This window comes from Streptomyces sp. NPDC053079, from assembly GCF_044546695.1.
Taxonomy (GTDB): domain Bacteria; phylum Actinomycetota; class Actinomycetes; order Streptomycetales; family Streptomycetaceae; genus Streptomyces.
Window position 1 is genome coordinate 601268 of sequence record NZ_JBITZJ010000004.1, and the last position, 25078, is coordinate 626345.

At 72.1% G+C, this 25078-nt stretch carries 20 protein-coding genes; 4 read left to right on the forward strand and 16 right to left on the reverse strand.

Annotation, left to right across the window (positions count from 1 at the left end):
- Positions 1-360 precede the first annotated feature (360 nt).
- The 8 genes from ACIGXW_RS18335 to ACIGXW_RS18370 all read right to left on the reverse strand — a co-directional run bounded on the left by ACIGXW_RS18335 (position 361) and on the right by ACIGXW_RS18370 (position 9636).
- Positions 361-1680: a class I SAM-dependent RNA methyltransferase gene (locus tag ACIGXW_RS18335; protein WP_399573930.1), complete on the reverse strand. Its 1320-nt coding sequence runs from the start codon at positions 1678-1680 to the stop codon at positions 361-363.
- A gap of 139 nt (positions 1681-1819) precedes the next feature.
- On the reverse strand, positions 1820-3868 hold the full coding sequence (locus tag ACIGXW_RS18340; RefSeq protein WP_399573931.1) for an APC family permease: 2049 nt from the start codon (positions 3866-3868) through the stop codon (positions 1820-1822).
- A gap of 128 nt (positions 3869-3996) precedes the next feature.
- Entirely contained in the window at positions 3997-5103 is a 1107-nt protein-coding gene (locus tag ACIGXW_RS18345; RefSeq protein ID WP_399573932.1) for a cytochrome P450, read from the reverse strand.
- Positions 5100-6605, reverse strand: a complete 1506-nt coding sequence (locus ACIGXW_RS18350) for a cytochrome P450 (RefSeq protein WP_399574064.1) — start codon at positions 6603-6605, stop codon at positions 5100-5102. Before ACIGXW_RS18350 ends, ACIGXW_RS18345 begins: the two co-directional genes overlap by 4 nt.
- 23 nt (positions 6606-6628) lie before the next feature.
- Complete coding sequence (locus ACIGXW_RS18355; RefSeq protein ID WP_071965823.1) at positions 6629-7258, reverse strand: ATP/GTP-binding protein; 630 nt, start codon at positions 7256-7258, stop codon at positions 6629-6631.
- Positions 7236-7598, reverse strand: coding sequence for a DUF742 domain-containing protein (locus tag ACIGXW_RS18360; RefSeq protein ID WP_071965822.1), 363 nt, complete (start codon positions 7596-7598; stop codon positions 7236-7238). The genes ACIGXW_RS18355 and ACIGXW_RS18360 overlap by 23 nt, the downstream gene beginning before the upstream one ends.
- Positions 7595-8017, reverse strand: a complete 423-nt coding sequence (locus ACIGXW_RS18365; RefSeq protein ID WP_399574066.1) for a roadblock/LC7 domain-containing protein — start codon at positions 8015-8017, stop codon at positions 7595-7597. Before ACIGXW_RS18365 ends, ACIGXW_RS18360 begins: the two co-directional genes overlap by 4 nt.
- An 8-nt stretch (positions 8018-8025) precedes the next feature.
- Positions 8026-9636 (reverse strand): ATP-binding protein, encoded by a 1611-nt coding sequence (locus tag ACIGXW_RS18370; protein WP_399573934.1) that lies wholly within the window; start codon positions 9634-9636, stop codon positions 8026-8028.
- 740 nt (positions 9637-10376) lie between these two features.
- Here ACIGXW_RS18370 and ACIGXW_RS18375 point away from each other — a divergent pair.
- From ACIGXW_RS18375 to ACIGXW_RS18385, 3 genes are all read left to right on the forward strand, one after another.
- Entirely contained in the window at positions 10377-11396 is a 1020-nt protein-coding gene (locus ACIGXW_RS18375; RefSeq protein WP_399573935.1) for an RICIN domain-containing protein, read from the forward strand.
- A gap of 251 nt (positions 11397-11647) precedes the next feature.
- Entirely contained in the window at positions 11648-12319 is a 672-nt protein-coding gene (locus tag ACIGXW_RS18380; protein ID WP_360910641.1) for a TrkA family potassium uptake protein, read from the forward strand.
- The gene (locus ACIGXW_RS18385) at positions 12316-12993 is read left to right on the forward strand and encodes a TrkA family potassium uptake protein (RefSeq protein WP_071961710.1); all 678 of its coding nucleotides are present in this window, start codon (positions 12316-12318) and stop codon (positions 12991-12993) included. The genes ACIGXW_RS18380 and ACIGXW_RS18385 overlap by 4 nt, the downstream gene beginning before the upstream one ends.
- A 95-nt stretch (positions 12994-13088) precedes the next feature.
- Here ACIGXW_RS18385 and ACIGXW_RS18390 read toward each other — a convergent pair whose 3' ends face one another.
- From ACIGXW_RS18390 to ACIGXW_RS18405, 4 genes are all read right to left on the reverse strand, one after another.
- Positions 13089-13847 (reverse strand): DUF3159 domain-containing protein, encoded by a 759-nt coding sequence (locus ACIGXW_RS18390; protein ID WP_399573936.1) that lies wholly within the window; start codon positions 13845-13847, stop codon positions 13089-13091.
- Between the two features lie 3 nt (positions 13848-13850).
- Complete coding sequence (locus tag ACIGXW_RS18395; protein WP_079273549.1) at positions 13851-14249, reverse strand: OB-fold nucleic acid binding domain-containing protein; 399 nt, start codon at positions 14247-14249, stop codon at positions 13851-13853.
- Between the two features lie 96 nt (positions 14250-14345).
- A complete protein-coding gene (locus ACIGXW_RS18400) occupies positions 14346-15035 on the reverse strand; it encodes a response regulator (protein WP_360910645.1) in 690 nt (229 codons plus the stop codon).
- Between the two features lie 85 nt (positions 15036-15120).
- Positions 15121-17676 carry a DUF4118 domain-containing protein gene (locus ACIGXW_RS18405; protein ID WP_399573937.1) on the reverse strand — a complete coding sequence of 852 codons (2556 nt, stop codon included), beginning with the start codon at positions 17674-17676 and terminating at the stop codon, positions 15121-15123.
- A gap of 302 nt (positions 17677-17978) precedes the next feature.
- Between ACIGXW_RS18405 and ACIGXW_RS18410 the strand changes: the two genes are divergently transcribed.
- Positions 17979-18518, forward strand: a complete 540-nt coding sequence (locus tag ACIGXW_RS18410; protein ID WP_399573938.1) for a GNAT family N-acetyltransferase — start codon at positions 17979-17981, stop codon at positions 18516-18518.
- A 103-nt stretch (positions 18519-18621) separates the two neighbouring features.
- Here the strand turns inward: ACIGXW_RS18410 and ACIGXW_RS18415 are convergent, their stop codons facing one another.
- The 4 genes from ACIGXW_RS18415 to kdpA form a co-directional block, all read right to left on the reverse strand.
- Complete coding sequence (locus ACIGXW_RS18415; RefSeq protein WP_399573939.1) at positions 18622-20481, reverse strand: NAD-binding protein; 1860 nt, start codon at positions 20479-20481, stop codon at positions 18622-18624.
- Between the two features lie 142 nt (positions 20482-20623).
- Positions 20624-21271 carry a K(+)-transporting ATPase subunit C gene (gene kdpC, locus ACIGXW_RS18420; RefSeq protein WP_399573940.1) on the reverse strand — a complete coding sequence of 216 codons (648 nt, stop codon included), beginning with the start codon at positions 21269-21271 and terminating at the stop codon, positions 20624-20626.
- Between the two features lie 7 nt (positions 21272-21278).
- Positions 21279-23387: a potassium-transporting ATPase subunit KdpB gene (gene kdpB, locus ACIGXW_RS18425; protein WP_399573941.1), complete on the reverse strand. Its 2109-nt coding sequence runs from the start codon at positions 23385-23387 to the stop codon at positions 21279-21281.
- Positions 23384-25075, reverse strand: coding sequence for a potassium-transporting ATPase subunit KdpA (gene kdpA, locus ACIGXW_RS18430; RefSeq protein ID WP_399573942.1), 1692 nt, complete (start codon positions 25073-25075; stop codon positions 23384-23386). The genes kdpB and kdpA overlap by 4 nt, the downstream gene beginning before the upstream one ends.
- Between the last annotated feature and the right edge of the window lie 3 nt (positions 25076-25078).

Here is a 25078-nt window from a genome sequence, read left to right on the forward strand (position 1 = left end):
TCATGGCGCGGCTCCGACTGGCCCAGCAGAGACAATGGCTGTGAGCGTGGAGTCGGCAGAGGACAGTGGCGCGGCATCGACGGCCACGGGAAGAATGTGACGCCGAACGGCGGCCCCCGGGAGGGCAGCGAGGAGAACGGCCCGCGCACCGCAGACGATCCCAGGCAAGCGGTCGCCCCCACGCCTGGAAGGGGCATCCGCCCGGGAGGCGTCCGCAGATGACGGACCGGACTGGCTGCTGGACGCTGGGGACCATCAGTTGACGTGGTCATCAGAACGGGCGTCAAATGAGCGCCAAGGTATCGCCCGTCCCTCCCACACCACACATAATGCGCACCGGCAAACCTGCAGGCCAGGCCCCTACCCCACCGGCTTCAAAATCGCCACGCACTCCACATGATGCGTCATCGGGAACAGATCGAACGCCCGCAGCTTCACCACCCGGTACCCCACCTCCGCGAAGTACTTCAGGTCCCGCGCCAGGGCCGCCGGGTCGCAGGCCACATAGGCGATGCGGCGAGCCCCCAGCGAGGCCAGGTGGTGGACCGTCTGCTTGCCGGCGCCGGCGCGCGGGGGGTCGAGGACGACGAGGTCCACGGAGTCGATGCCCGTGCGGGGGAGGACCTGCTCGACCTTGCCGTGTTCGATGCGGACGCGGTCGAGGTCCTGGAGGTTGTGGCGGGCGTCCTCCGCCGCGCGCTTGCCGGACTCGATGCCCAGCACCGCGCCCTTCTCGCCCACGCGCTCGCCGAGGGCGCCCGCGAAGAGGCCCACGCCGCAGTAGAGGTCGAGGGCCATGTCGCCCTTGCGCGGCATCAGGCCCTGCATGACGGCCTTGACCAGGGTGTCGGCCGCCTGGGGGTGGACCTGCCAGAAGCCGCCCTCGCCGACGCGGTAGGTGCGCTCGTCCGCGCGCTCGCGGACGAAGGGGCGGCCGTGGACGCGGTGGACCTGCTTGTCCTTCTCCCCCACGCGAAGAACCGAGACCGGCTTGTCCAGCTCCACGATCGGCAGGCGGCCCCCCGGCTTCGGGGTGAGGATCACCTGGCGGTCCGCCGAGCCGCTCGCCGCGATGGCCTCGACCGAGGCGATCTGGGGCCACTCGCGCTTCTCGATGCCGAGCTCGGTGACGCCGGGGGCGGCGATCAGGCAGCGGTCGATGACCTGGACCTCGTGGGAGCGGTGCTTGCGCAGGCCCGCGTGGCCCTCGGCGTCGATCGCGTACTGGACGCGCGTGCGCCAGGCCGGGACCTCGCCCGCCGGGAGCTTGTCGCCCTCGGCCGGCATGACCGTGCCGTCCCAGCCCGCCTCCTCGGGCGTGAGGCCCGCCAGGCGCTTGAGCTGCTCGGCGATGACCTCGCCCTTGAAGCGGCGCTGGGCGCCGGGCTTGGCGTGCTGCCAGTCGCAGCCGCCGCACTTGCCGGGGCCGGAGAAGGGGCAGGGGGCCTCCACCCGGTCCTTGGACGCCTCCAGGACCTCCACCGCGTCCGCGCGCAGGAAGCGGGACGTCTCCTCGCCCTCCGTCACGCGCGCGACCACGCGCTCGCCGGGGAGGGCGTGGCGGACGAAGAGGACCCGGCCCGACTCCGTACGGGCGACGCAGTGGCCGCCGTGGGCCACCGGGCCGACCTCGACCTCGTACTCCTCGCCGACCAGCGATTCCTGCGGTGCGTTCTGCATGGGGGTCGGCTCCAGATACGTGGGGAAAAGGGGTGGGGCGGGACAGCCGTCCAGTCTACGGCTCGTCCCGCCCCACCTGCGAATTTCAGGCTTCGCTTCCTGCGAATCCCGGCCTCGCCGCCTGCGCAAGCAGGCTTCCCTACTTCTTCGTCGCCGCCTTTTCCCGCCTCGGCTCCGTCACCGGGCCGCGGCGCACCGCACCCGGGGCGCTCCACTCGGCGCGCTTGCGGGCGCGCAGCTTGGCCGCCTCGGAGGAGTCGAGCTGCCAGGGCACGGAGGTGACCATCACACCGGGCGTGAAGAGCAGGCGGCCCTTCAGGCGCAGGGCGCTCTGGTTGTGCAGCAGGTGCTCGTACCAGTGGCCCACGACGTACTCGGGGATGTAGACGCTGACCACGTCGCGCGGGCTCTCCTTGCGCAGCCGCTTGACGTAGTCGATGACCGGTCGGGTGATCTCGCGGTAGGGCGAGTCGAGGACCTTCAGCGGTACGTCGATGCCGCGGGCCGACCACTCCTCGCGCAGCGTCTTGGTCTCGGCCGCGTCGACGCTGATGGTCAGGGCCTCGAGGGTGTCGGAGCGCATCAGCTTGGCGTAGGCGAGGGCCCGCAGGGTGGGCTTGTGGATCTTGGAGACCAGGACGATGGAGTGCACCCGGGAGGGGCGCACCGTCTCGTCGCTGGGGCCCTCGTCGGCGGCGATCTCCTCGGCGACCCGGTCGTAGTGCTTACGGATCGCGGTCATGGTGGCGTAGAAGATCACCATGCCGAGGAGGGCCACCCAGGCGCCGTGCGTGAACTTCGTGACCAGGACGACCACGAGCACCAGGCCGGTGAAGAAGGCGCCGAAGGTGTTGATGGCCCGGGCGCGGACCATGCGGCGGCGCTCGGCCGGGTCGGTCTCGCTCGCCAGGTGGCGGTTCCAGTGCCGGACCATGCCGATCTGGCTGAGGGTGAAGGAGACGAAGACGCCGACGATGTAGAGCTGGATCAGCTTCGTGGAGTCCGCGCCGTAGATGTAGACGAGTATCGCGGCGGCCGCGGCGAGCAGCACGATGCCGTTGGAGAACGCGAGCCGGTCGCCGCGGGTGTGCAGCTGGCGCGGCAGGTAGCGGTCCTGGGCGAGGATCGAGCCGAGCAGCGGGAAGCCGTTGTACGCGGTGTTGGCGGCCAGGAAGAGGACCAGGGCGGTGGCGGCGGCGAGCACGATGAACAGGAACGAGCCGTTGCCGAAGACCGCCTCGGCGACCTGGGAGATCACCGGGTTCTGGGTGTAGTCCTCGCCGACGGGCACGCCGTCGCGCAGCAGGTCGGTGGCCGGGTTCTCGGCCATCCGGACCTTGGTGACCATGGCCAGCGCGATGATGCCGCAGAACATGGTGACCGCGAGGCCGCCCATCAGCGCCAGGGTGGTGGCGGCGTTCTTCGACTTCGGCTTGCGGAAGGCGGGCACGCCGTTGCTGATCGCCTCCACGCCCGTCAGGGCGGCACAGCCGGAGGAGAACGCGCGCAGGAGCAGGAAGACCAGCGCGAAGCCGGCCAGGCCCTGGTGCTCGGCGTGGATGGTGTAGTCGGCGGTGGGGGCCTTCATGGTGTCGCCCGTGAGGCCGCGGTAGGCACCCCAGGCGATCATCACGAAGACGCCGCCGACGAAGATGTACGTCGGGATCGCGAAGAGCTTTCCGGACTCCTTGACGCCGCGCAGGTTCATCAGCGTGAGCAGGACGATCACGGCGATGGCCGAGAGGGTCTTGTGCTCGATGACGAACGGGACGGCGGAGCCGAGGTTCTCGATGCCGGAGGAGATGGAGACCGCGACGGTCAGGACGTAGTCGACGAGCAGTGCGCTGGCGACGGTGAGTCCGGCCTTGGGCCCGAGGTTGGTGTTGGCGACCTCGTAGTCGCCGCCGCCGCTCGGGTAGGCGTGCACGTTCTGGCGGTACGAGGCGACCACCGTGAACATCAGCACGACGACCGCTACCGCGATCCAGGGGCTGAAGTGGTAGGCGGACACGCCTGCCACGGACAGGACGAGCAGCACTTCGCCCGGCGCGTACGCCACGGAGGAGAGGGGGTCGGACGCGAAGACGGGGAGGGCGATGCGCTTGGGGAGGAGTGTCTCCCCAAGCTTGTTGCTGTGCAGCGCCCGGCCGATGAGGATCCGTTTCGGCAGGTCGGTCAGTTTGGACACGCAGAGGATCGTAAGGGTTCGATATCGATACCGCCCACCCGGCTACCCGTCGGAGCCGAAATCCGTTAAGGGGGCGTTAAGACCCCGGAACCGGTCTTGACGGGCGCCCTGGCGACGGGCGATGGGCCTTATGGCCGCAGCCGGACGGGCAGTGCCCGGTGGCCGTTGGAGATGAAGGAATCCACCGGGAGCAGCTCGTCCGGAGCGGCCGCCAGTGCCATGTCGGGGAAGCGCTCGAAGAGGGCGGGCAGGGCGACGGACGCCTCCAGCCGGGCCAGCGGGGCGCCGAGGCAGAAGTGGACGCCGTGGCCGAAGGAGAGGTGTTCCTTGGTGGCACGAGTCACATCGAAACGGGCACCGTCGTCGCCGTAGAGCTCCGGGTCGCGGCCGGCCGCCGCGTAGGAGGCGAGGATGGCGTCGCCCTTGCGCACCACGATTCCGCCGTCCAGCTCGATGTCCTCGGTGGCGTAGCGCAGCGGCAGGTTGGCGACGGGGGCCTGGACGCGCAGTGTCTCCTCGATCACATCGTTCCAGCCGGCCTTGCCGTCGCGGACGAGGGCGAGCTGGTCGGGGTGGGTGAGCAGCGCGTGGATGGCGTTGTCGAGGAGGTTGACGGTGGTCTCGTGACCGGCGCCGATCATGAGCAGGAGGGTGTCGACGAGTTCCTGCTCGCTCAGGGGCGCGTCGGCGTCGTCGTCACGGGCGGAGATCAGGACGCTGGTCATGTCGTCGCCGGGCGTCTCGCGCTTGGCGGCGACGATGCCGCCGAGGAGGCCGTAGAGCCGGCCGTAGGTGGCGGTGACCTCCTCGGGGTCGGCGGAGGTGTGGAAGATCGAGTCGACGCATTCGCGCAGCCCCTCGCGCGTGGGCTCGTCGTCGACGCCGAATAGCTCGCAGATCACCTGGATCGGGATGGAGTAGGCGTAGCGCTCGCGCAGGTCGACGATCTCACCGGGCGGGGTGGCGGCGAGGTCGTCGAGGAGGTCGGCGGTCATCCGCTCGACGCGGGGGCGCAGGGCGGCGGTGCGGCGGGCGGTGAAGGCCTTGGAGACCAGGACGCGCAGCCGTTTGTGGTCGCTGCCGTAGGCGGTGAACATGTTCTGCACCGAGACCCAGGTGTACAGCGGCCACTCGGGGGAGATCTCGCCGTTGATCCAGGCGGGCCAGTGCCGGCGCGGGTCCTTGGAGACGCGGGGGTCGGTCAGCAGCTGCTTGATCAGCGGCTGGGCGGTCACCGCCCATGCCACCACGCCGCCAGGGAGCTCAACAGGGGTCGCCGGCCCGTGGGCGCGGATGCGGGCTGCCTCGCCGTGGATGTCACGGCCGGTGGGGTCGATCGTGACGGGGCAGGTGGGGCGTTCCATCGGCTCTCTCCGGGTGTCTCGGGCGGCAGGTGGTCGGCGGACGGGTGGTGCGGCCGCTCACCGGGGCGGTCGGGCTGCCCCGGGTGGACGGGGGCGGGTGCCGGTGTGGGTACGGGCACCGGGGGGAAGCGCACGGGCAGGGCCGTCAGGGCGCGGTGGAAGGGCCCGGGGCGCCACACCAGCCGGTCGGCGGGTACGGCGAGCTCCACGTCGGGGAGCCGGTCCAGGAGCTTCTCGACGGCGGCGGCCGCGATGAGGCGGGCCGAGTCCTTGGCGGGGCAGTGGTGCGGGCCGGCGCTCCAGGCGAGGTGGGCGCGGTTGCCGGTGCGCCGGCCGGAGTGCAGGGCGGGGTCGGTGTTGGCTGCGGCGAAGCTGACGACGACGGGCTCGCCGGCGCGCAGCGGCACGCCGCCGAAGTCCAGGTCCTCCACCGGGTAGTGGACGCCGTAGTTGGCCATGGGCGGGTCGAGCCAGAGGACCTCGTCGAGGGCGTCCTCGACGGGCATGCTGCCGCCGGCCAGGTCACCGGCGAAGCGGTCGTCGGACAGCAGCAGGCGCAGGGCGTTGGCGATGAGGTTCTGCTGCGGTTCGGTGCCGGCGCCGATGAGGACGACGAGCTGATGGAGCATCTCCTCGTCGCCGAGCTGGACCGGGTGGGCCATCAGCCAGGACGTCATGTCCGCGCCGGGATGCTCACGCTTGAGGGCGATGAGTTCCAGGAGGCTGCTGGTGATGAGCGCGTCGGCCCGTTCGGCGTCCACGCCGTCGAAGATGCCGGAGAAGCCCTCGACGAGGCGGTCGCCGAGCTCGGGCGGGCAGCCGAAGAGCTGCTGGAAGACCAGGAGCGGCAGCACCTTGGCGTAGCTGCCGAGCAGGTCGGCCTCGCCGAGCGCGGTGAAGCGGTCGATGAGGCTGTCGGCGCTGCGCTCCGCGTAGCCGCGCAGGGCGTTGGGGTCGATCCGGGCGAGGCTGTCGTCGACGGCCTGCCGGTAGCGGCGGTGGTCGTCGCCGTCGGAGAACAGGCAGTTGGGCCGGTAGGCCATCATCGGCACGACGGGGTTGTCGGGGGCGACCCGGCCGTCGGCCAGGGCCCGCCAGTGGCGGGCGTCCTTGACGAACCGGTCCGGGCTGCGGAGCACTTCGAGCGCGGCGCGGTAGTCGGTGACGAGGGTGGCCTGGACGCGGGGCGCCAGCTCCACGGGCGCGGCGGGCCCGTACTGCCGCAGCCGGTGGTAGACGGCCTGCGGGTCGGCGGCGAAGTCGGGGCCGTACAGCGGGGTGCCCAGCCCCTGGTAGGCCGGAGGGGCCTGGCGGGTCTGGTGCGGTGGGTAGGGCTGTGGTGCCTGGTGCGCGGGGCAGCCCGGTGGCGGCATGGGGCCGGCGTCGGGGCGGTGGGTCACACGTGCTCCTGGGCGGTGCGGGTCTGCAGGTACTCCACGAGGGTGATCAGGGCGCGTGTGGAGGAGATCCGGTCGCGGGCGTCACAGGTGATCAGCGGGGTCTCCGGGAGCAGGTCGAGGGCCTCGCGGATCTCCTCCTCGGGGTGGCTGGGCGCGCCGTCGAAGTGATTGACGGCGACGGCGTACGGCAGGCCGTGCTCCTCCAGCAGCCCCATGACGTCGAAGGACTGCTCCAGGCGCCGGGTGTCGGCCAGGACGAGCGCGCCGAGCGCGCCCTGGGTCATGTCCTGCCAGAGCCGGGTGAAGCGCTGCTGGCCGGGGGCGCCGAAGAGATAGAGGACGAGGCTGTCGCTGAGGGTGAGCCGGCCGAAGTCCATGGCGACCGTGGTGGTGGTCTTGCCCTCGATGCCGGCCAGGTCGTCGACGAGCGCCCCGGCCTGGGTCATGGTCTCCTCGGTGCGCAGCGGCCGGATCTCCGACAGCGAGCCGACGAAGGTCGTCTTGCCGACCGCGAAGTGTCCGACGACGAGGATCTTGGCGGCGGTCCGTACGGTCTGCCGCAGATAGACGCCGCCGTCGGGGTGGCCGCCGTACGCGCCGGGGTCAGAGGCGAGCGCGGAGTCCATCGAGCACCTCCTGGAGGATCTGGGCCTCGGGCAGCTGTGCCGAGGGGATGGGGGCGCGGGTGGAGAGGTGGCCGCTGTCCACGAGGTCGGCCAGCAGCACCTTGGTGACACTGACGGGCAGCATCAGGTGGCCGGCGATCTCGGCCACGGACAGGGCGCCGCCGAGGCAGAGTTCCATGAGCGCGCGCTTTTCGGGGCTGAGGCCGCCGAGCGGCAGGTCGCCGTGCGCCATGACCAGGGTGACCAGGTCGAAGGTGTTGCGGGTCGGGTGGGAGCGCCCGTCGGTGACGACGTACGGGCGCACCAGCCCTTTCTCGCGCCTCGGCGCCGGCGGGGTCATGCCGGGCTGCCCGGGCCCTGCCAGCCGTCCTGGCGCGGCGGGCTCACCAGTTCCTTGCCGAGCCGGTCGACCGTCTTCTGCATGCGGTAGGTGACGGCTTCCATGTCGACGTTCTCGCCGGCGGAGACGGCGAGGTAGGCGCCGGGGCCGGCGGCGATGAGGAAGACGTAGCCGTGGGCGAACTCCACCAGCGTCTGCCGCCAGGGGCTGTCCTGGTGGGTGGGGTGGGTGCAGAACTCGGCGGTGGAGCGGCTGATGGACTGCAGCCCGGAGAGGGCGGCGGCCTGGCGCTCGGCCTCGTCCCGGTCGATGCCGCGGGAGTGGGCACGCAGCATGCCGTCGGCGGACAGCAGGATCGCGTGCCGGGCCTCTGGCATCTTCACGACCTCGTCGAGCATCCAGCCCAGCTCTTTGTTCATGTGGTCGTTCACGCGTGCGGGTTCCCTTCGTCTTCTGCGGGGGTGCCGGGTCGGCGGGCGGGGGCCTGGCGGTCGTCGTGGCTGCCGGGCCCGCCGGGGCCCGGCGGCATGGTGCCGGGGGCGCCATGGGGTGGACCGGGCGGCGGACCGGTGACCGGGCCGGGGGCGGTCGGGCCCCCGTGCGGCGGCTGTCCGGGTGCCTGGCCGCCGGGGAGGTGCGGGAGCGGGTGGTTGCCGGTGCGGCCGGAGCGGGTGCCGCGGGCGAACGCGCCCATGCGCCGGGCGGTCTCCTCGGCGGTGCGCTCCTGGGGCGTCTCGGCGGGCATCGGGGCCGCGGGGCGGCGGTGCGCCGCGGCGCCCGGCTGCCGGCGGCGGCGCTTGGGCAGCCCGCCGGCGGTGGAGCCGGTGACGGCGGAGGCGTCGGGGACGTCCGGGGCGACGGGGGGCGCCCCGTCGGCGGGCCGGGCGGCCGGCGGGGCGAACGGCGGGGGCTCCTGGACGGCGTGCGTCCGCTCGGCGGGGCGCGCGTGCGAGCGGGAGGCCTTGTGCGTGGCGCCGTGGCCGGGGGCGTTGCGGGCGCGTCCGTGCCCGGACAGCGGTGTGGTGCTCGGCCCGTCGATGTCGAGCTGGGTCAGCAGCGCGCTGGGCAGGAACAGGACGGCCCGTACGCCGCCGTACGGCGAGCGCGTGTCGACCGAGACGCTGAAGCCGTAGCGGGCGGCGAGGACGCCGATGACGGGGAAGCCGAACTGCGGGGGGTCGCCGAGCCGGGAGACGTCCACGGCCTGCCGGCCGGACAGCATCGCGCCGGCCTGCTGCACTTCGCGCCCGTCCATGCCCACGCCCGCGTCGTCGATGACGACGCAGGCGCCGTTGTGCACCGGCTGGAGGCTGACCTCGACGGTGGTGTTGGGCTGCGAGTGGCGGGCGGCGTTGTCGAGGAGCTCGGCGACGGCGAGCACGACGGGCTCGACGGCACGACTGACGACGGCGAGATCCGCCTGCGGGTGCACCCGGACGCGCCGGTAGTCGCGGATGCGGGAGGTGGCGCCCCGTACGACGTCGGTGAGCGGGGAGGCGACGCGCTGCCGGCCGGGCCAGGAGCCGCACAGCACGGCGATGGCCTGGGCGCGCCGGCCGAACTGGGAGTTGGCGTGGTCGATCTCCAGCAGGTCCCTGAGCACATCGGGGTTGTCGTGCCGGTCCTGCATGTCGGAGATGGCCAGCTGCTGTTCGTGCGCCAGCCCCTGCAGGGCGCGCATGGACGCCTTCAGCGCGGCCTTGGCCGACTGGTCGGCGCGGGCCTGGGCCTTCTCCACGGCCTGGGCGAACAGGTCCATCACCGACTGCAGTCGCTGCGCGAAGGCGGTGCCGGTGAGCCGCTCGTCGAGCGGGCCGGGCAGGGGTACGTCCTGGCTGACGGCGTCCGCGACGGCGGGCAGCCGGACGGCGACCAGGTGGCCCATTTCCTCGTCACGCGCGCGGAGGCTCTCCTCCAGTTGGGCGACGCGCCTGCGCACTCCGGTGGTGATCGTGCGTTGGCGCAGCAGCAGGACCGCGACGACGGTCAGCGCGATGGCCAGGCACCAGATCACCACCTCGGATATGTGATGTGACATCAATTCCTCTTGGCCGACGGGGGCATGGGGGCGGCGGCGGGACAGGTTCGGCGTCCTGACATCCCGTCCGGAAGCGGAATACGCCGATCATCCTAGCCGTGTGGGTGACCGTGTGTCCGATCTTCGTCACGAATACCGAACAGGCTTACGTCCCTTCTTCGCGCATATACCGGGGAGTGGGAGAGGTAAGGCGATATCCGGCCGAAGTCCGGAGATTGCCGACGGCCCGTCACGGGAGCGAGGACATCCGGCCGTAGGCCGCCCAGCAGGACGGCCGTGGTGGAACCACACCTTCCAGGGGCGGTGGCCACGGCGGGCGGGGGTGACGCGATCAAGGCGGCGCGTTCGGGCCAGGACGGCCAGGGCAGCCGGAACGGCAGGGCCTTCCGGGGGTCCCGCCCCGGCGGTCCCGCGCATCCGCTCCGGCGTTCCGCGCGTGGTGATCATCGACCCGAGCCTATGGCGAACCCCCCGCGCGCTGAAGAGGAGGGTCGCCCGACCGCCCGGGCGCCGGGGATGCACGGGGCAGGGGGCGGGCGCACCATGGGTGAGGAAGCAGGCGCCGCGGAGGCCGCGACGCGCGGCGGGACCCACGGGCCGGGCAGCCCCCGGCGGGCCCGCCGGCAGCGGCACGCTCCTTCCCCCGTGCCGGGCGCACGGCCCCCGGCGCCGACGCGCCGGACCTCCCCTCCGGCAGCCCTCTCCCCCTGCAGCGACAAGCCGACAAGGTGGGCAGACTCATGCGCGAAACGAGACGGACGGGGCGGCGCACCAGGCCCGCACTCGTCGTGGCCGGAATCCTCGTGGTCTCCACGGTCGAGGCCACCGGGGCGTACGCACGGACGGACCCGGCCATGGCCTCCGAGCCCTCCACCGGCCCGGGCGCGGCCGTGCCCCCGGGGCTCTTCACGGACCAGGACGTGGCGTCGCTGCTCCCGGACGCCCCGGACGCGGCTCCCCCGGACGCCGCCGCGATGCCTTCCTCCGGCCCGGACACCTGCATACGGGGGATGTTCTGGCGCAAGGCGATCCCGGGCGACCACGTCTGCGTCACCCAGAACGGGTTCAGCCTGACCAGGCTGCAGAACGCCCAGGCGCCGGAGCACACCCGGCCCGACGGCAGCTGTACGCCCTCGAACTGGGTCTGGCGCTGGGCGGTGCCCAACGACCGCACCTGCGTCCATCCGACCGCGGCCCAGGACGCCCGGGGGAACACCGCACGGGCGACGTCGTACTGGGTGGCCACCCGCGACCGCATCACGGGGAACGACATCGACAAGGACCCGTTCTGGTACCCCGCCGCCTATTACCGGATCCGCAGTGTCCAAACCTCGCCGTGGCTGTACGCCAACGTCTACGGGGGCAGCACCGCGGACGGCACCAAGGTCACCCTCCGCGGCAACACCCCGGGCCGGCAGAACTTCACGTTCCGGCGCGTGGGAGGCGGCGTCGCCTATCAGAACACCTTCGAGATCGTGGCGCGCCACTCGGGCAAGTGCCTGGACGTGCAGGGCTTCAGCAAGAACGACGGCGCGCCCGTGATCCAGTGGCCCTGCCACGGCGGCGCCAACCAGAAGTGGTACTTCCAGCGGCGGGCCGACAATTTCTGGGAGATACGCTCGGTCGACAGCGACAAGTGCCTGGACGCCGCGAACCCCAACAACCCGGCGGTCAATCCGCCCCCGTCCGGAGCCCAGCTCCAGCAGTGGACGTGCCTGGGCAACAAGAACCAGGCCTGGATGCTCGCCTCCCCGAACTGAGCGGAGCCTCCCCCCGGCGCGGGCGGGGGCCCGCGGGGCAAGGGCCGGGGGCCAGTCGGCGGTCCGGGGGCCCGGTCCGTCCGGGGTTGCGGATACGGTGGTGTCATGCGCCCTGCGCGGACGAGGTTCCCGTGGGCGCGTCGCGTCGTACCCGCGGGCTGATTCCCGTGGGGCCGTGAGCCGAAGAAGGAAGATGTGAGCAGGGTGTTGGTGCAGGTCAGCGCGGTAGACCGGAGCACGGGGCAATAGTCATGCATATCGTGATCATGGGGTGCGGGCGAGTGGGCTCGGCCCTCGCGCAGACCCTCGAGCAGCAAGGCCACACGGTCGCCGTGATCGACCAGGACCCCACGGCGTTCCGCCGCCTGGGCTCCGGGTTCGGCGGCCGCCGGGTGACCGGCGTCGGCTTCGACCAGGACACCCTGCGCGAGGCGGGCATCGAGGAGGCGGGCGCCTTCGCCGCGGTCAGCAGCGGCGACAACTCCAACATCATCGCGGCCCGCGTGGCCCGCGAGATGTTCGGCGTCGAGAACGTGGCGGCCCGCATCTACGACCCCCGGCGTGCCGAGGTCTACCAGCGGCTCGGTATCCCGACCGTGGCCACCGTGCGGTGGACCGCCGACCAGATGCTGCGCCGGCTGCTGCCGTCGGGCGCGGAGCCGCTGTGGCGCGACCCCAGCGGTGGCGTGCAGCTCGCCGAGGTGCCCGCGTCGGACGCGTGGGTGGGCCAGAAGGTGAGCCTGCTGCAGGAGGAGACCGGCGTACGGGTGGCGTTCCTCACCCGGCTGGGCGAGGCGATGCTGCCGACGTCCGCGACGGTGCTCCAGGAAGGCGACCTGGTGCACGTGATGATGCGCACCGACGAGGTCGAGAAGGTCGAGGCGGCTTTCTCCGCCGGTCCCGAGGAGGCGGCACACTCATGAGGGTTGCCATCGCAGGTGCCGGCGCCGTCGGCCGGTCCATCGCGGGCGAGCTGCTCGAGAACGGCCACGAGGTCCTGCTCATCGACAAGGCCCCCTCGGCCATCTCGGTGGAGCGGGTGCCGCTGGCGGAGTGGCTGTTGGCCGACGCGTGCGAGATCACCTCGCTCGACGAGGCCGCGCTGCAGCGCTGCAACGTGGTCATCGCCGCGACCGGCGACGACAAGGTCAACCTCGTCGTCTCGCTGCTCGCCAAGACCGAGTACGGGGTGCCGCGGGTCGTGGCCCGGGTGAACAACCCCAAGAACGAGTGGCTCTTCAACGAGTCCTGGGGCGTGGACGTGGCCGTCTCCACCCCGCGCCTGATGTCGGCGCTGGTCGAGGAGGCCGTGAGCGTCGGCGACCTGGTGCGCCTGCTGCGCTTCAGCCAGGGCGACGCCAACCTCGTCGAGCTCACCCTGCCGCCGGAGGCCGCCCTGGCCGGCACCCGGGTCGGGGACGTGGACTGGCCGGAGGACACCTCCCTGGTCACCATCATCCGCGGCAACCGCGTGCTGACCCCCAACCGCGAGGACGCGCTGGAGGCGGGCGACGAGCTGCTGTTCGTGGCGGCTCCCGCGCGGGAAGAACAGCTGGAGGATCTGCTGTCGGTCCGCCGCGAGGACATGACCGGCTGACGGTGGCCGACGGCCGCCGAGGCCGCGTACGTACGAGGAGGGCCCCCGGGAATCGTCCCGGGGGCCCTCCTCGTGTCCGTCCGTGCCGTGTGCGGTCAGCGGGTCGTGACGTCGGCCTTGGCCTTGGCCTCGCGCTCGGCGGCATCGGCCGCCTCCATCTCCGCGAAGACGTCGATCGGCGGCGGCGCCTTCGACAGGAAGATCCAGGTCAGATAGACCGACAGCAGCATCGGCGGGATGCCGAGGGCCACCTTCACCCAGCCCAGCTGGGTGGCGTCCCCCCACCAGTAGAGGGGGAAGAGGATCGCGGACTTGGCGAGCAGGATCAGGCCCCACGCCCAGCTGGCCTTGGTGTAGGCGACCTTGCGGCCCGGGTTGCGGGTCCGCCAGGAGAGGTTCTCCTTGAACACCGGCCCCAGGATCAGGCCCATCAGCGGGTAGCCGGCGATCGAGGAGACGATGTAGGCCACCGCCAGTCCGAGGCTGTAGAGCATGCCCGGCAGGTAGAAGTTCTTGGCGTCACCGGACATCATCGCGAAGACGGCGCCGAAGGCGACCCCGAAGACGCCGCTGAAGGCGTGCTTGAGGGTGTCCTTGCGGACGAGCCGGGCCAGGCCGAGCACCAGGGACAGGCCCAGTGCGGCGATGGCCGCGAAGTGGATGTCGCGCTTGACCGTGTAGATCGCGACGAAGACCAGACCGGGGACGGTGGTCTCCACCATGCCCCGCACCCCGCCGAAGGCTTCGAACAGGGCGGCCTCGGTGACGGATCTCGAGTCGGCTGCCCGCGCGGGCGAGGCGCTCTGCGCGTCGGGGGTCGTTGGGTGATCCGTCGGCTTGTCGAGGGACGACAACGGCTACTCCTGTCCGAGCGGTCGGAGTTCGTATCTGGGGTTGAACAGCACTCTGCGGCCGCGGCTCATGGAGATCCGGCCGGAGGCGATCAGCTTACGGCCGGGCTCTATGCCCGCGATGGAGCGGCGCCCCAGCCAGACCACGTCCAGCGCGGCGGAACCGTCGAAGAGCTCCGCCTCCAGCGCGGGCACCCCGGCGCGCGGCCGCAGGGTCACGGTCCGCAGCGTGCCGGTGACCTTGACTATCTGGCGGTCGTCGCAGTCGCATATGCGCGTGCAGCCCACGGCCTCCGTGTCCTGCTGCAGCTCGGCGTGGTGCAGCTCCTCCTGCGAGGTGGACAGCCGGTCGAGCATCCGGCGGAAGCGGCCGGTCGGCCTCTCGGAACGGGGTACGGCACTCATGCACCCAGCGTACCGGGGGCCGGGGCCGCCCGGATCGGCGCTCACACCGCGAAAACCGGGCGGAACCACATGCTCCGGACGCCCCGGCCAGGCCCGTCACACCTCGAACCGGTACCCCATCCCCGGCTCCGTGATGAAGTGCTTCGGATGCGAGGGATCCAGCTCCAGCTTGCGCCGCAGCTGGGCCATGTAGACCCGCAGGTAGTTCGTCTCCGTCCCGTAGGACGGCCCCCAGACCTCCTGCAGCAGCTGCTTCTGACTGACGAGACGGCCCGTATTGCGTACGAGCACCTCCAGCAGGTGCCACTCCGTCGGCGTCAGGCGTACGTCCTTGCCGCCCCGGTTGACCTTCTTCGCCGCGAGGTCGACCGTGAAGACCTCGGTCTCGACGATCGCGTCGTCGCTCCCGGCGGACGGCCCCGTGGGCTCCGCGCGGCGCACGGCGGCCCTCAGTCTCGCCAGCAGCTCGTCCATGCCGAAGGGCTTGGTCACGTAGTCGTCGGCGCCCGCGTCGAGCGCCTCGACCTTCTCGTCGGAGGTCTGCCGGGCGGAGAGGACCAGGATCGGCACCCGGGTCCAGCCGCGCAGGCCCTTGATGACCTCGACGCCGTCCATGTCGGGCAGGCCGAGGTCGAGGATGACCACGTCGGGGTGGCGCGCGGCGGCGAGCTGGAGGGCGGTGGCGCCGTCGGGCGCGGCGTCGACCTCGTACTTCCGCGCCTTGAGGTTGATCACGAGAGCGCGGACGATCTGCGGCTCGTCATCCACCACGAGCACCCGGTTCATGCTGAACCACCTCTGCTGTTCGTGCGGGCCCCGCGACGGGGCCCGGGATCCTGGTCCGATGGGGTCTGTGCGGCGGCGGCAGGCGTCACGTCGTGGCCTGGGCCGGCAGGTCCGCCCGCACGGGCGGGCGGCCGGCGGCGGCCCGGAGCGTGAGGACCATGGTCATGCCGCCGCCCGGGGTGTCCTCGGCGGCCAGCGTGCCGCCCATGGCCTCGGCGAAGCCCCGCGCCACCGCGAGGCCGAGCCCGACCCCGGCGCCGCGCGGCGCGTCGCCGTACCGCTGGAAGGGCTCGAAGATGCGGTCCTTGGCGCTGTCGGGGACGCCGGGCCCCCGGTCGGCCACCCGTACCTCGACACGGTCGCCGAGGGCGCTGGCGGCCACGAGGACGGGCGCGGCGCCGGCGGGGTTGTACTTGACGGCGTTCTCGACGATGTTCGCGACGCCGCGCTCGAGCAGGCCCGGGTCGACGGCCACCATCGGCAGCGTCTCGGGGATGTCGAGGCTCACGCTGCCCTCGGGGACCCCGCCCAGCGCCATCGGGACCACCTCGTCGAGGTCGATCTCCCTGATCAGCGGGGTGACGGTGCCGGTCTGCAGGCGGGACATGTCCAGGAGGTTGCCGACCAGGTGGTCGAGCCGGTCGGCGCCGTCCTCGATGCCGGCCAGCAGCTCGGCCTCGTCCTCCTCGGACCAGGCGACGTCGTCGGAGCGCAGGGACGTCACGGAGGCCTTGATGCCGGCCAGCGGGGTGCGCAGGTCGTGGCTGACGGCGGCCAGCAGGGCGGTGCGGATGCGGTTGCCCTCGGCGAGCTCGCGGGCCTGCTCGGCCTCGCCGACGAGCCGCTGGCGGTCCAGGACGACCGCGGCCTGCGCGGCGAAGGCCGCCAGCACGCGGCGGTCCTCGGCGGGCAGCACCCGGCCGGAGAGGGCGAGCGCCATGTTGTCGCCGACCGGCATGTCGACGTCGGCGTCCTCGGGGCGCAGCAGCGGCTTGCCCGTGCTGGTCACGACGGAGCTGGCGCAGGTCCAGGGGTCGACGTCGCTGGCGCGCTCCAGCAGGGCCACGGACTCCATGCCGAAAGTCTCGCGGACCCGCTCCAGCAGGGCGTCCAGGCTGGTCTCGCCGCGCAGGACGCTGCCCGCGAGGAAGGAGAGGATCTCCGACTCCGCCCGCAGCCGGGCGGCCTGGTGGGTGCGGCGGGCCGCGACGTCGACGACGGAGGCCACGGAGATCGCGACGAAGACGAATATCGCGATGGCGATGATGTTCTTGGTGTCGGTGATCGTCCATTGGTGGACGGGCTCGACGAAGAAGTAGTTCAGCAGGAGCGAGCCGAGGGCCGCCGACGCCAGGGCGGGCCACACGCCGCCGAGCAGGGCCGCCACGATCGTCGTGCACAGGAAGATCAGCATGTCGTTGGCCAGCCCGAGCGGCGGGACGACCCGCGTCAGCAGCAGGCTCAGCAGCACGGGGACGAGCACGCCGACCGCCCAGCCGGCCACGATCCGGCCCCGGCCGAGCCGGGCGCCGCGGGCCACGGGCAGTCCGCGGCCCTTGGCGACCTCTTCGTGCGTGACGATGTGCACGTCGAGGTCGGGGCCGGAGTCGCGGGCGACGGTGGCGCCCACGCCCGGCCCGAAGATGTACTGCCAGGTCTTGCGCCGGCTGGAGCCGAGCACGATCTGGCTGGCGTTGACGCCGCGGGCGAACTCCAGCAGCGAGGCGGGCACGTCGTCGCCTATGACGTGGTGGAACGTACCGCCCAGGTCCTCCACCAGCGTGCGCTGGACGGCCAGCTCCTTGGGCGAGGCGGAGGTCAGGCCGTCGCTGCGGGCGATGTAGACGGCGAGGATCTCGCTGCCGGAGCCCTTGGCGGCCATGCGTGCGGCCCGCCGGATGAGTGTGCGGCCCTCGGGGCCGCCGGTGAGGCCGACGACGATGCGCTCGCGGGCGTGCCAGATGGTCGAGACGCTGTGCTCGGTGCGGTACTGCCGCAGGTACTCGTCGACGCGGTCGGCGGTCCACAGCAGGGCCAGCTCGCGCAGGGCGGTCAGGTTGCCGGGCCGGAAGTAGTTGGAGAGGGCGGCGTCGACCTTGTCGGACTTGTAGATGTTGCCGTGCGCCATGCGGCGGCGCAGCGCCTGTGGCGACATGTCGACCAGTTCGATCTGGTCCGCGCGGCGCACCACCTCGTCGGGCACGGTCTCGCGCTGCCGTACGCCGGTTATCGACTCGACCACGTCACCCAGGGACTCCAGGTGCTGGATGTTGACGGTCGAGATGACGTCGATGCCCGCCTGCAACAGCTCCTCGACGTCCTGCCAGCGCTTGGTGTTGCGGGAGCCGGGGACGTTGGTGTGGGCCAGTTCGTCCACGATGGCGACGCGCGGCCGGCGGGCCAGGACCGCGTCCACGTCCATCTCGGTGAAAGTGGAGTCCCGGTAGGCGATCTCCCGTCGGGGCACCTGCTCCAGGCCGTGCAGCATGACCTCGGTGCGCGGGCGGCCGTGGTGCTCCACGAACCCCACGACCACGTCGGTGCCGCGCTCCACCCGTCGGTGGGCCTCGGAGAGCATGGAGTACGTCTTGCCGACGCCCGGCGCCGCGCCGAGATAGATCCGAAGGTTGCCGCGTCCCATGGCCCCATTGTCTTTCACGAGTCGCGACGGTGTTCGGGCCGGTTCTCCGTCCTGAGGTGCAGCACCGCCGCGTAGGTCGACCTTACGGCCAAGGATCTGGACATAACGGGCGAGGAGCGGTCAGGCGTCAGGTATTGACGCAGCTCTGACGCCTGCGGCCGTGACCGGAGCCGTGGCGCTCCGGCCGGTGACCGGGCCCTCCCCGGGGGCCCGCGCCGAAATTGCCATGCAAGCCGCCCGGCGTCGCGGGCACAATGACGCGGCCCGTTTTCCTGACACCGCCCTGACGCGAGGACGCCACCATGACCGTAGTGCGCACGGCCCACACGTTTGAGCTCACCGGGGCCGAGCTGGCCGCCGTCCGCGCCCTCCTGGACGACGCGTTCGACGGCGACTTCTCGGACGAGGACTGGGACCACACGGTGGGCGGCGTCCACGCGATCGTCGTGGACGGCGACGACGTGATCGCCCACGGCTCGCTCGTCCAGCGCCGCTTGCTGCACGACGGGCGGGCGCTGCGCACCGGTTACGTGGAGGCCGTGGCCGTACGCGCCGACCGCCGCCGCCAGGGCCACGGCTCGGCGGTCATGGCGGCGCTGGAGCACGTCCTGCGCCACGGCGGCTACGAGCTGGGCGCGCTCGGCGCCTCCGACGAGGCGGTGCCGCTGTACCGGGGCCGCGGCTGGCAGCTGTGGCGCGGCCCGTCGGCGGTGCTCGCCCCGACGGGGATCGAGCGCACGCCGGAGGAGGACGGCTGCGTCTACGTGATGCCCGTGGCGGGCGTGCGGCTCGACCTGGACGCCGAGATCGCCTGCGACTGGCGTCCGGGCGACGTGTGGTGAGCGCGGGCTGGCGGATGCCGGCCCGCCCCGGTATGCGTGCCGTCCCCGAGGCGAGGCCGGCCCAACGGCCGTTCCCGGCACGGAGGCTGAGGCGTGCGGCCGCCTACCGGGCGTCCGTGCGCGGCCGGGACCGCCGGCCCAGCAGGTCCGCGAGCCCCTGGCGCGTCGCGGCCACCACCACGCGGTCCCCGGCGCCCAGGACGTACCCGGCGGGCAGGTCCCACACCGGCACGGGCCGCGGCTCGCCCCCGTCGGTACGACGGCCGTCGCCGTACGGTTCCAGCGCCAGCACCCGCCACTCCCCCGGCACGGACGCCTCCGTCGCCGTACGGCCCTCCAGCTCCGGATGGCCCTCGGCCTCCAGGGCGGCGATCAGCAGCACCCTGCGCTCCACCGGGATAGCGCCCAGGATCGTGCGGCCCACCATGGCCCCGGCGAAGGCGGGGGCGGCCAGTGAGGAAACGCTTCGGCTGCGGGTCAGCGCCTGGGGGTGGGAGTCGCGCAGGGTGCGGTAGACGGCGCGGGCGAACCGGTCCTCGTACAGCCGCATGACCACCCGGACGTCCGGCTTGACGGCCCGCGCGTACAGGGCGGCCTCCAGATTCGTGGTGTCGCTGCTGGTGAGGGCCAGCAGGGTGCGGCTGTCGCCGATCTTCGCGGCCTCGAGCACGCCCTCCTCCGTCACATCGCCGATGACGGTCGGCACGCGCAGCGAACGGGCCAGGGCGATGCCGCGGGCCTGCGGGTCGCGCTCCACGCACACCACGGGGATGCCCAGTTCGCGCAGCCTCGTCAGCACCCGCGCCCCGATCTTGCCCAGCCCCAGCAGCACCACGTGCCCGGACAGGCCGCGCGGCGGGCGACGCAGCGCGGAGGCGGACCGGAAGGTCCCCAGCCCCTCCAGCGCGGCGGCCAGCAGCAGCGGCAGCAGCAACAGCCCCACGAGGCCGGAGAGGAGTTGGAGGACCTTGCGGCCCAACGACTCCTCCTTGGCGGGGTCGTTGATGGCGAAGAGGTCCAGCAGGGACAGGTACACCGCGTGCTGTGCGCTGCTCTCCTCGACCACCAGCCACGAGGCCACCGCCAGCCCCAGCACGGCTGCCGCCAGCCCCGCCAGCGCCCAGCGCAGCCGCCGCGAGAAGAAGGACCCCAGCGGCAGGCTGCGGGCGGCCGCCAGCCGGGACGTGGAGGGCCGCACCGCTCCCGGGTAGCGCACGGTCTCCAGCACGATCCGGCCCCGCGTCACGGCGTGGCGTGCCTCCTGCTCGCCGGGCAGCAGGTCGGGCCCGTCGCCGTCGGAGAGCAGCGCGAGGGTGCAGCCGGCGGGCGCGGCACTCCCGCCGGGGCCCGGCGCGGGGCGCTCGGCCGCCCGTAACAGCAGCCCGCCGGCCTCGATGACCTTGCTGGTGCCGGCGACGGCCGCGGCCACCAGCGCCGGGGCGGCGGTGTCGGCGTCGGAGAGGACGGTGGTGCTCGCGTCGGCGTCGCCCACCAGGGCGGCCTGGTCGAGGAGTTCCTCGAGGTACTGGCCGAGCCGGCGGTTGTAGAGGCGGATGACCAGCCGCAGGCGCGGGTTGAGGCGGCGGGCGCGCAGGGCGGCGTGGATGTTGGTCTCGTCGTCGTCGTAGACGAGGGCCAGCGCCGCGGCCCGCTCGATGCCCGCCTCGGCCAGGGCCGCGTCGTCGGGCTCGGCCGCTTCCAGGACGCGCACCGATCCGGTGGCCGGCGTTCCGCCCAGTCCCCCGCCGTGGGCCCCGCCGCCGTTCACCCCACCGCCGTTCGCCCCGCGTCCGACGGCGCCCGTCACCCGCCCGAGCAGCGCGGCGGCCCGGCCCGTCGCGGCGGCCGGGCGGCGGCGGCCGTCGCGCGCCGGCGGCACGACGAGCGTGACCTGCTCCCCGTACACGCCGGAGAGCTCCGCCGCGGGCCGGTGCACGAGCCCGTCGTCGCCGAATAGGACCATATGTGCGGCGGGTGACGGGGGATGAGGTTGCTGAGGCAAGGTGACCACGCCCCCAGAGTGCCCCCTCCGGCCGCCGTCCGGCACGCGAAATCGCCGGTGGGACGGGCATATGCCCGTCCCACCGGCGCGGAACCGTACGCGGTCAGCCCTTGGCGAGCTTCTTCAGCGCGATGTTCAGCTTGAGGACGTTGACGCGCTCCTCGCCCATGAAGCCCAGGACGCGGCCGTCGACGTGCTGCTCGACCAGCTTGGCCACCGTGTCCCGCGGCAGGCCGTTCGCCTTCGCCACGCGCCCGGCCTGCAGGCGGGCGTACTCCGGCGAGATGTCCGGGTCGACGCCCGAGGCGGAGGCCGTCAGGGCGTCCACCGGGACCGAGGACGGGGAGACGCCGTTGAAGGCGGCCACGTCCGCGCGGCGCTTGCCGACGTTCTCCAGCAGCACCTTGCTGTCGGCGGAGAGGTTGGAGGCGCCGGAGACCAGCAGCTTGTACCGCGTGTTCTCGGTGTTGGCGCCGGCCGCCGAAGCGCGCGGCTGGAAGTACTTCGGGTCGGGCAGCGGGTTGCCGTCCTTGTCCTTCCCCTCCAGGTCGTAGCTCTGGCCGAGCCGCTCGGAGCCGACGGACCTGCCGCCCGCCTTGATCTCCGAGCCGTTGGCCTTGTCGTGGAAGGCCGCCTGGGCGATGCCGGTGACGACCAGCGGGTAGATCACCCCGCAGACCACCGTGAGGACGAGCAGGGCGCGGAGCCCGGCGCCCAGCAGGCGGACCGTGCTGTGTACGGAGTTGTTCATGGTGACGTCACCCGATGCCAGGGATGAGGGAGATGAGCATGTCGATGATCTTGATGCCGATGAACGGGGAGATCAGGCCGCCCAGTCCGTAGATCAGGAGGTTGCGGCGGAGCATGGCGTCCGCGCTCATCGGGCGGTAGCGCACGCCCTTGAGGGCGAGCGGCACCAGGGCCACGATGATCAGCGCGTTGAAGATGACCGCCGAGAGGATCGCCGACTCCGGGGACGTCAGGCTCATGATGTTGAGCTTGTCCAGGCCCGGGTAGGCCACCGCGAACATCGCCGGGATGATGGCGAAGTACTTCGCGACGTCGTTGGCGATCGAGAAGGTGGTCAGCGCGCCGCGCGTGATGAGCAGCTGCTTGCCGATCTCGACGATCTCGATGAGCTTGGTGGGGTCGGAGTCCAGGTCCACCATGTTCCCGGCCTCCTTGGCGGCCGAGGTACCGGTGTTCATGGCCACGCCGACGTCCGCCTGGGCGAGCGCGGGGGCGTCGTTCGTACCGTCGCCCGTCATCGCGACGAGCTTGCCGCCGGCCTGCTCCCGCTTGATGAGGGCCATCTTGTCCTCGGGGGTGGCCTCGGCGAGGAAGTCGTCGACGCCGGCCTCCTCCGCGATGGCGGCGGCCGTCAGCGGGTTGTCACCCGTGATCATGACGGTCTTGATGCCCATGCGGCGCAGCTCCTCGAACCGCTCCCGCATGCCCTCCTTGACGACGTCCTTGAGGTGGATGACACCCAGGACGCGCGCGCCCTTCTCGTCCTCCCGGGCTACGAGCAGCGGCGTGCCACCGGCCTGGGAGATCTCGTCGGTCAGCGTCCGGGCGTCCTCGGCGACGCGGCCGCCGCGCTCCTCCACCCAGGCGATGACCGAACCGGTCGCGCCCTTGCGGACCTTCTCGCCGTCCACGTCCACGCCCGACATACGGGTCTGGGCCGTGAAGGGCACCCACTCGGCGCCCACCAGCTCGCTCCGGTGACGCTCGGCCAGGCCGTACTTGCCCGTGGCGAGGACGACGATCGAGCGGCCCTCGGGCGTCTCGTCGGCGAGCGACGAGAGCTGGGCTGCGTCCGCGACCTCGGCGGCCGTGACGCCCTCGACGGGTACGAACTCCGCCGCCTGGCGGTTGCCGTAGGTGATGGTGCCGGTCTTGTCGAGCAGCAGCGTCGAGACGTCGCCCGCGGCCTCCACCGCGCGCCCGGACATCGCCAGGACGTTGCGCTGCACGAGACGGTCCATGCCCGCGATGCCGATCGCGGAGAGCAGCGCGCCGATGGTCGTCGGGATGAGGCAGACCAGCAGGGCGGCGAGCACGATCATCGTCTGCTCCGCCTTCGCGTAGATCGCGAAGGGCTGGAGGGTGACGACGGCCAGCAGGAAGACGATGGTGAGCGAGGCCAGCAGGATGTTGAGGGCTATCTCGTTCGGCGTCTTCTGCCGGGCGGCGCCCTCGACGAGGTTGATCATGCGGTCGATGAAGGTCTCGCCCGGCTTCGTCGTGATCTTGATGACGATGCGGTCGGAGAGGACCTTGGTGCCGCCGGTGACCGCCGAGCGGTCACCGCCCGACTCGCGGATGACCGGCGCCGATTCGCCCGTGATCGCGGACTCGTCGACGGAGGCCACGCCCTCGACGACGTCGCCGTCGCCCGGGATGATGTCGCCGGCCTCGCACACGACGAGGTCACCCACGCGCAGCTCGGTGCCGGCCACCGACTCCTCGGTGTCACCGTTCAGACGGCGCGCCACCGTGTCGGTCTTGGCCTTGCGCAGCGTGTCGGCCTGGGCCTTGCCGCGGCCCTCGGCGACGGCCTCGGCGAGGTTGGCGAACAGGACGGTCAGCCAGAGCCAGACCGTGATCGCCCAGCCGAACCAGTCGCCCGGGTCCTTCAGCGCCAGCACGGTGGTGGCCACCGAGCCGACCAGGACCACGAACATCACCGGGGCCTTGACCATCACCCGGGGATCGAGCTTGCGGAACGCGTCGGGCAGCGACTTCAGCAGCTGCGCCGGGTCGAAGAGGCCACCGGAGACGCGGCCGGACTCCTCGGAGCCGTGCGGACGCTCGTCCTGGGGCTCGTCGGGGGCGGTACGTACGGGGGTGGTGGTGCTCATGAAAGTCCCTCCGCCATCGGGCCAAGGGCCAGGGCCGGGAAGTAGGTCAAGCCGGTGATGATGAGGATCGCGCCGACGAGCAGCCCCGCGAAGAGCGGCTTCTCCGTGCGCAGGGTGCCCGCGGTCTCGGGCACGGGCTTCTGCTCGGCGAGCGAGCCGGCCAGCGCCAGGACGAAGACCATCGGCAGGAAGCGGCCGAGGAGCATGGCGAGGCCGATGGTGGTGTTGTACCAGGGGGTGTTGGCGTTGAGGCCGGCGAAGGCGGAGCCGTTGTTGTTGGCGCCGGAGGTGAACGCGTAGAGCACCTCGGAGAAGCCGTGCGCCCCGCTGCTGTCCACGGAGTTGCCCGCGGTGTTGAGGATCGACTCCGGCGGCGAGGACAGCGCCATGGACAGCGCGGTGAAGCCCAGCACCAGGGTCGGGGTGATGAGGATGTAGCACGCGGCGAGCTTGATCTCGCGGGTACCGATCTTCTTGCCGAGGTACTCGGGCGTACGGCCGACCATCAGGCCCGCGATGAAGACGGCGATGATCGCCATGACGAGCATGCCGTAGAGGCCGGAGCCGACGCCGCCGGGCGCGATCTCGCCCAGCATCATGCCGAGCAGGGTGATGCCGCCGCCGAGGCCGGTGAAGGAGGAGTGGAAGGAGTCCACCGCGCCGGTGGAGGTCAGCGTCGTCGTGGTCGCGAAGATCGCGGACGCCCCGACGCCGAAGCGCTGTTCCTTGCCCTCCATCGCCCCGCCGGCCGCCTCGAGCGCCGCGCCGTGGTGGGCGTACTCGGTCCACATCATCAGCGCGGTGAACGCGAGCCAGATCAGGCCCATGGTGGCCAGGATCGCGTAGCCCTGCTTGACGTTGCCGACGAGCCTGCCGAACGTGCGGGTCAGCGAGAAGGGGATGACGAGGATCAGGAAGATCTCGAAGAGGTTGGTGAAGGCGTTGGGGTTCTCGAACGGGTGGGCGGAGTTGGCGTTGAAGTAGCCGCCGCCGTTGGTGCCGAGCTCCTTGATGACCTCCTGCGAGGCCACGGCGCCGCCGTTGACCTGCTGGGTGCCGCCCGTGAGCTGCCCGATCTCGTGGATGCCGGCGAAGTTCTGGATGGCGCCGCAGGCGACCAGGACGAGCGCGCCGACGACGGAGATCGGGATCAGGATGCGGACGGTGCCGCGCACCAGGTCCGCCCAGAAGTTGCCGAGGTCGCCGGTGCGCGAGCGGGCGAAGCCCCGGACGAGCGCGATGGCGACGGCCATGCCCACGGCGGCCGAGACGAAGTTCTGCACGGCGAGGCCGAGCGTCTGCACGGCGTGGCCCATGGCCTGCTCGCCGGAGTACGACTGCCAGTTGGTGTTGGCGACGAACGACGCGGCGGTGTTGAACGCCTGGTCGGGGCTGATCGCCGTGAAGCCCAGCGACAGGGAGTCGGGCAGGACGCCCTGGATTCGCTGCAGCAGGTAGAGGAAGAGGAGCGAGACGGCGGAGAAGGCGAGGACGCCGCGCAGATAGGCGGGCCAGCGCATCCCGGCGCCGGGGTCGGCGCCGATGAGGCGGTAGATCCACTTCTCGGCGCGCAGGTGCTTGTCGGAGCTGTAGACGCCGGCCATGTAGTCGCCCAGCGGGCGGTAGACCAGCGCCAGCGCCGCGACGACCGCGGTGAGCTGGAGGACTCCGGAGAGAACGGGGCTCATGTC

Bases quoted from the DNA above. Each gene is read 5' to 3' on its own strand.
- ACIGXW_RS18360 (WP_071965822.1), bottom strand. From the start codon at position 7,598: ATGACCCCGCCGGCGCCGAGGCGCGAGAAAGGGCTGGTGCGCCCGTAC.
- ACIGXW_RS18365 (WP_399574066.1), bottom strand. From the start codon at position 8,017: ATGAACAAAGAGCTGGGCTGGATGCTCGACGAGGTCGTGAAGATGCCA.
- ACIGXW_RS18385 (WP_071961710.1), top strand. From the start codon at position 12,316: ATGAGGGTTGCCATCGCAGGTGCCGGCGCCGTCGGCCGGTCCATCGCG.
- kdpA (WP_399573942.1), bottom strand. From the start codon at position 25,075: ATGAGCCCCGTTCTCTCCGGAGTCCTCCAGCTCACCGCGGTCGTCGCG.
- ACIGXW_RS18380 (WP_360910641.1), top strand. From the start codon at position 11,648: ATGCATATCGTGATCATGGGGTGCGGGCGAGTGGGCTCGGCCCTCGCG.
- ACIGXW_RS18350 (WP_399574064.1), bottom strand. From the start codon at position 6,605: ATGCCGCCACCGGGCTGCCCCGCGCACCAGGCACCACAGCCCTACCCA.
- ACIGXW_RS18405 (WP_399573937.1), bottom strand. From the start codon at position 17,676: ATGGGACGCGGCAACCTTCGGATCTATCTCGGCGCGGCGCCGGGCGTC.
- ACIGXW_RS18355 (WP_071965823.1), bottom strand. From the start codon at position 7,258: ATGGACTCCGCGCTCGCCTCTGACCCCGGCGCGTACGGCGGCCACCCC.
- ACIGXW_RS18415 (WP_399573939.1), bottom strand. From the start codon at position 20,481: ATGGTCCTATTCGGCGACGACGGGCTCGTGCACCGGCCCGCGGCGGAG.
- ACIGXW_RS18400 (WP_360910645.1), bottom strand. From the start codon at position 15,035: ATGAACCGGGTGCTCGTGGTGGATGACGAGCCGCAGATCGTCCGCGCT.
- kdpC (WP_399573940.1), bottom strand. From the start codon at position 21,271: ATGAACAACTCCGTACACAGCACGGTCCGCCTGCTGGGCGCCGGGCTC.
- ACIGXW_RS18395 (WP_079273549.1), bottom strand. From the start codon at position 14,249: ATGAGTGCCGTACCCCGTTCCGAGAGGCCGACCGGCCGCTTCCGCCGG.
- ACIGXW_RS18410 (WP_399573938.1), top strand. From the start codon at position 17,979: ATGACCGTAGTGCGCACGGCCCACACGTTTGAGCTCACCGGGGCCGAG.
- ACIGXW_RS18370 (WP_399573934.1), bottom strand. From the start codon at position 9,636: ATGTCACATCACATATCCGAGGTGGTGATCTGGTGCCTGGCCATCGCG.
- kdpB (WP_399573941.1), bottom strand. From the start codon at position 23,387: ATGAGCACCACCACCCCCGTACGTACCGCCCCCGACGAGCCCCAGGAC.
- ACIGXW_RS18335 (WP_399573930.1), bottom strand. From the start codon at position 1,680: ATGCAGAACGCACCGCAGGAATCGCTGGTCGGCGAGGAGTACGAGGTC.
- ACIGXW_RS18375 (WP_399573935.1), top strand. From the start codon at position 10,377: ATGCGCGAAACGAGACGGACGGGGCGGCGCACCAGGCCCGCACTCGTC.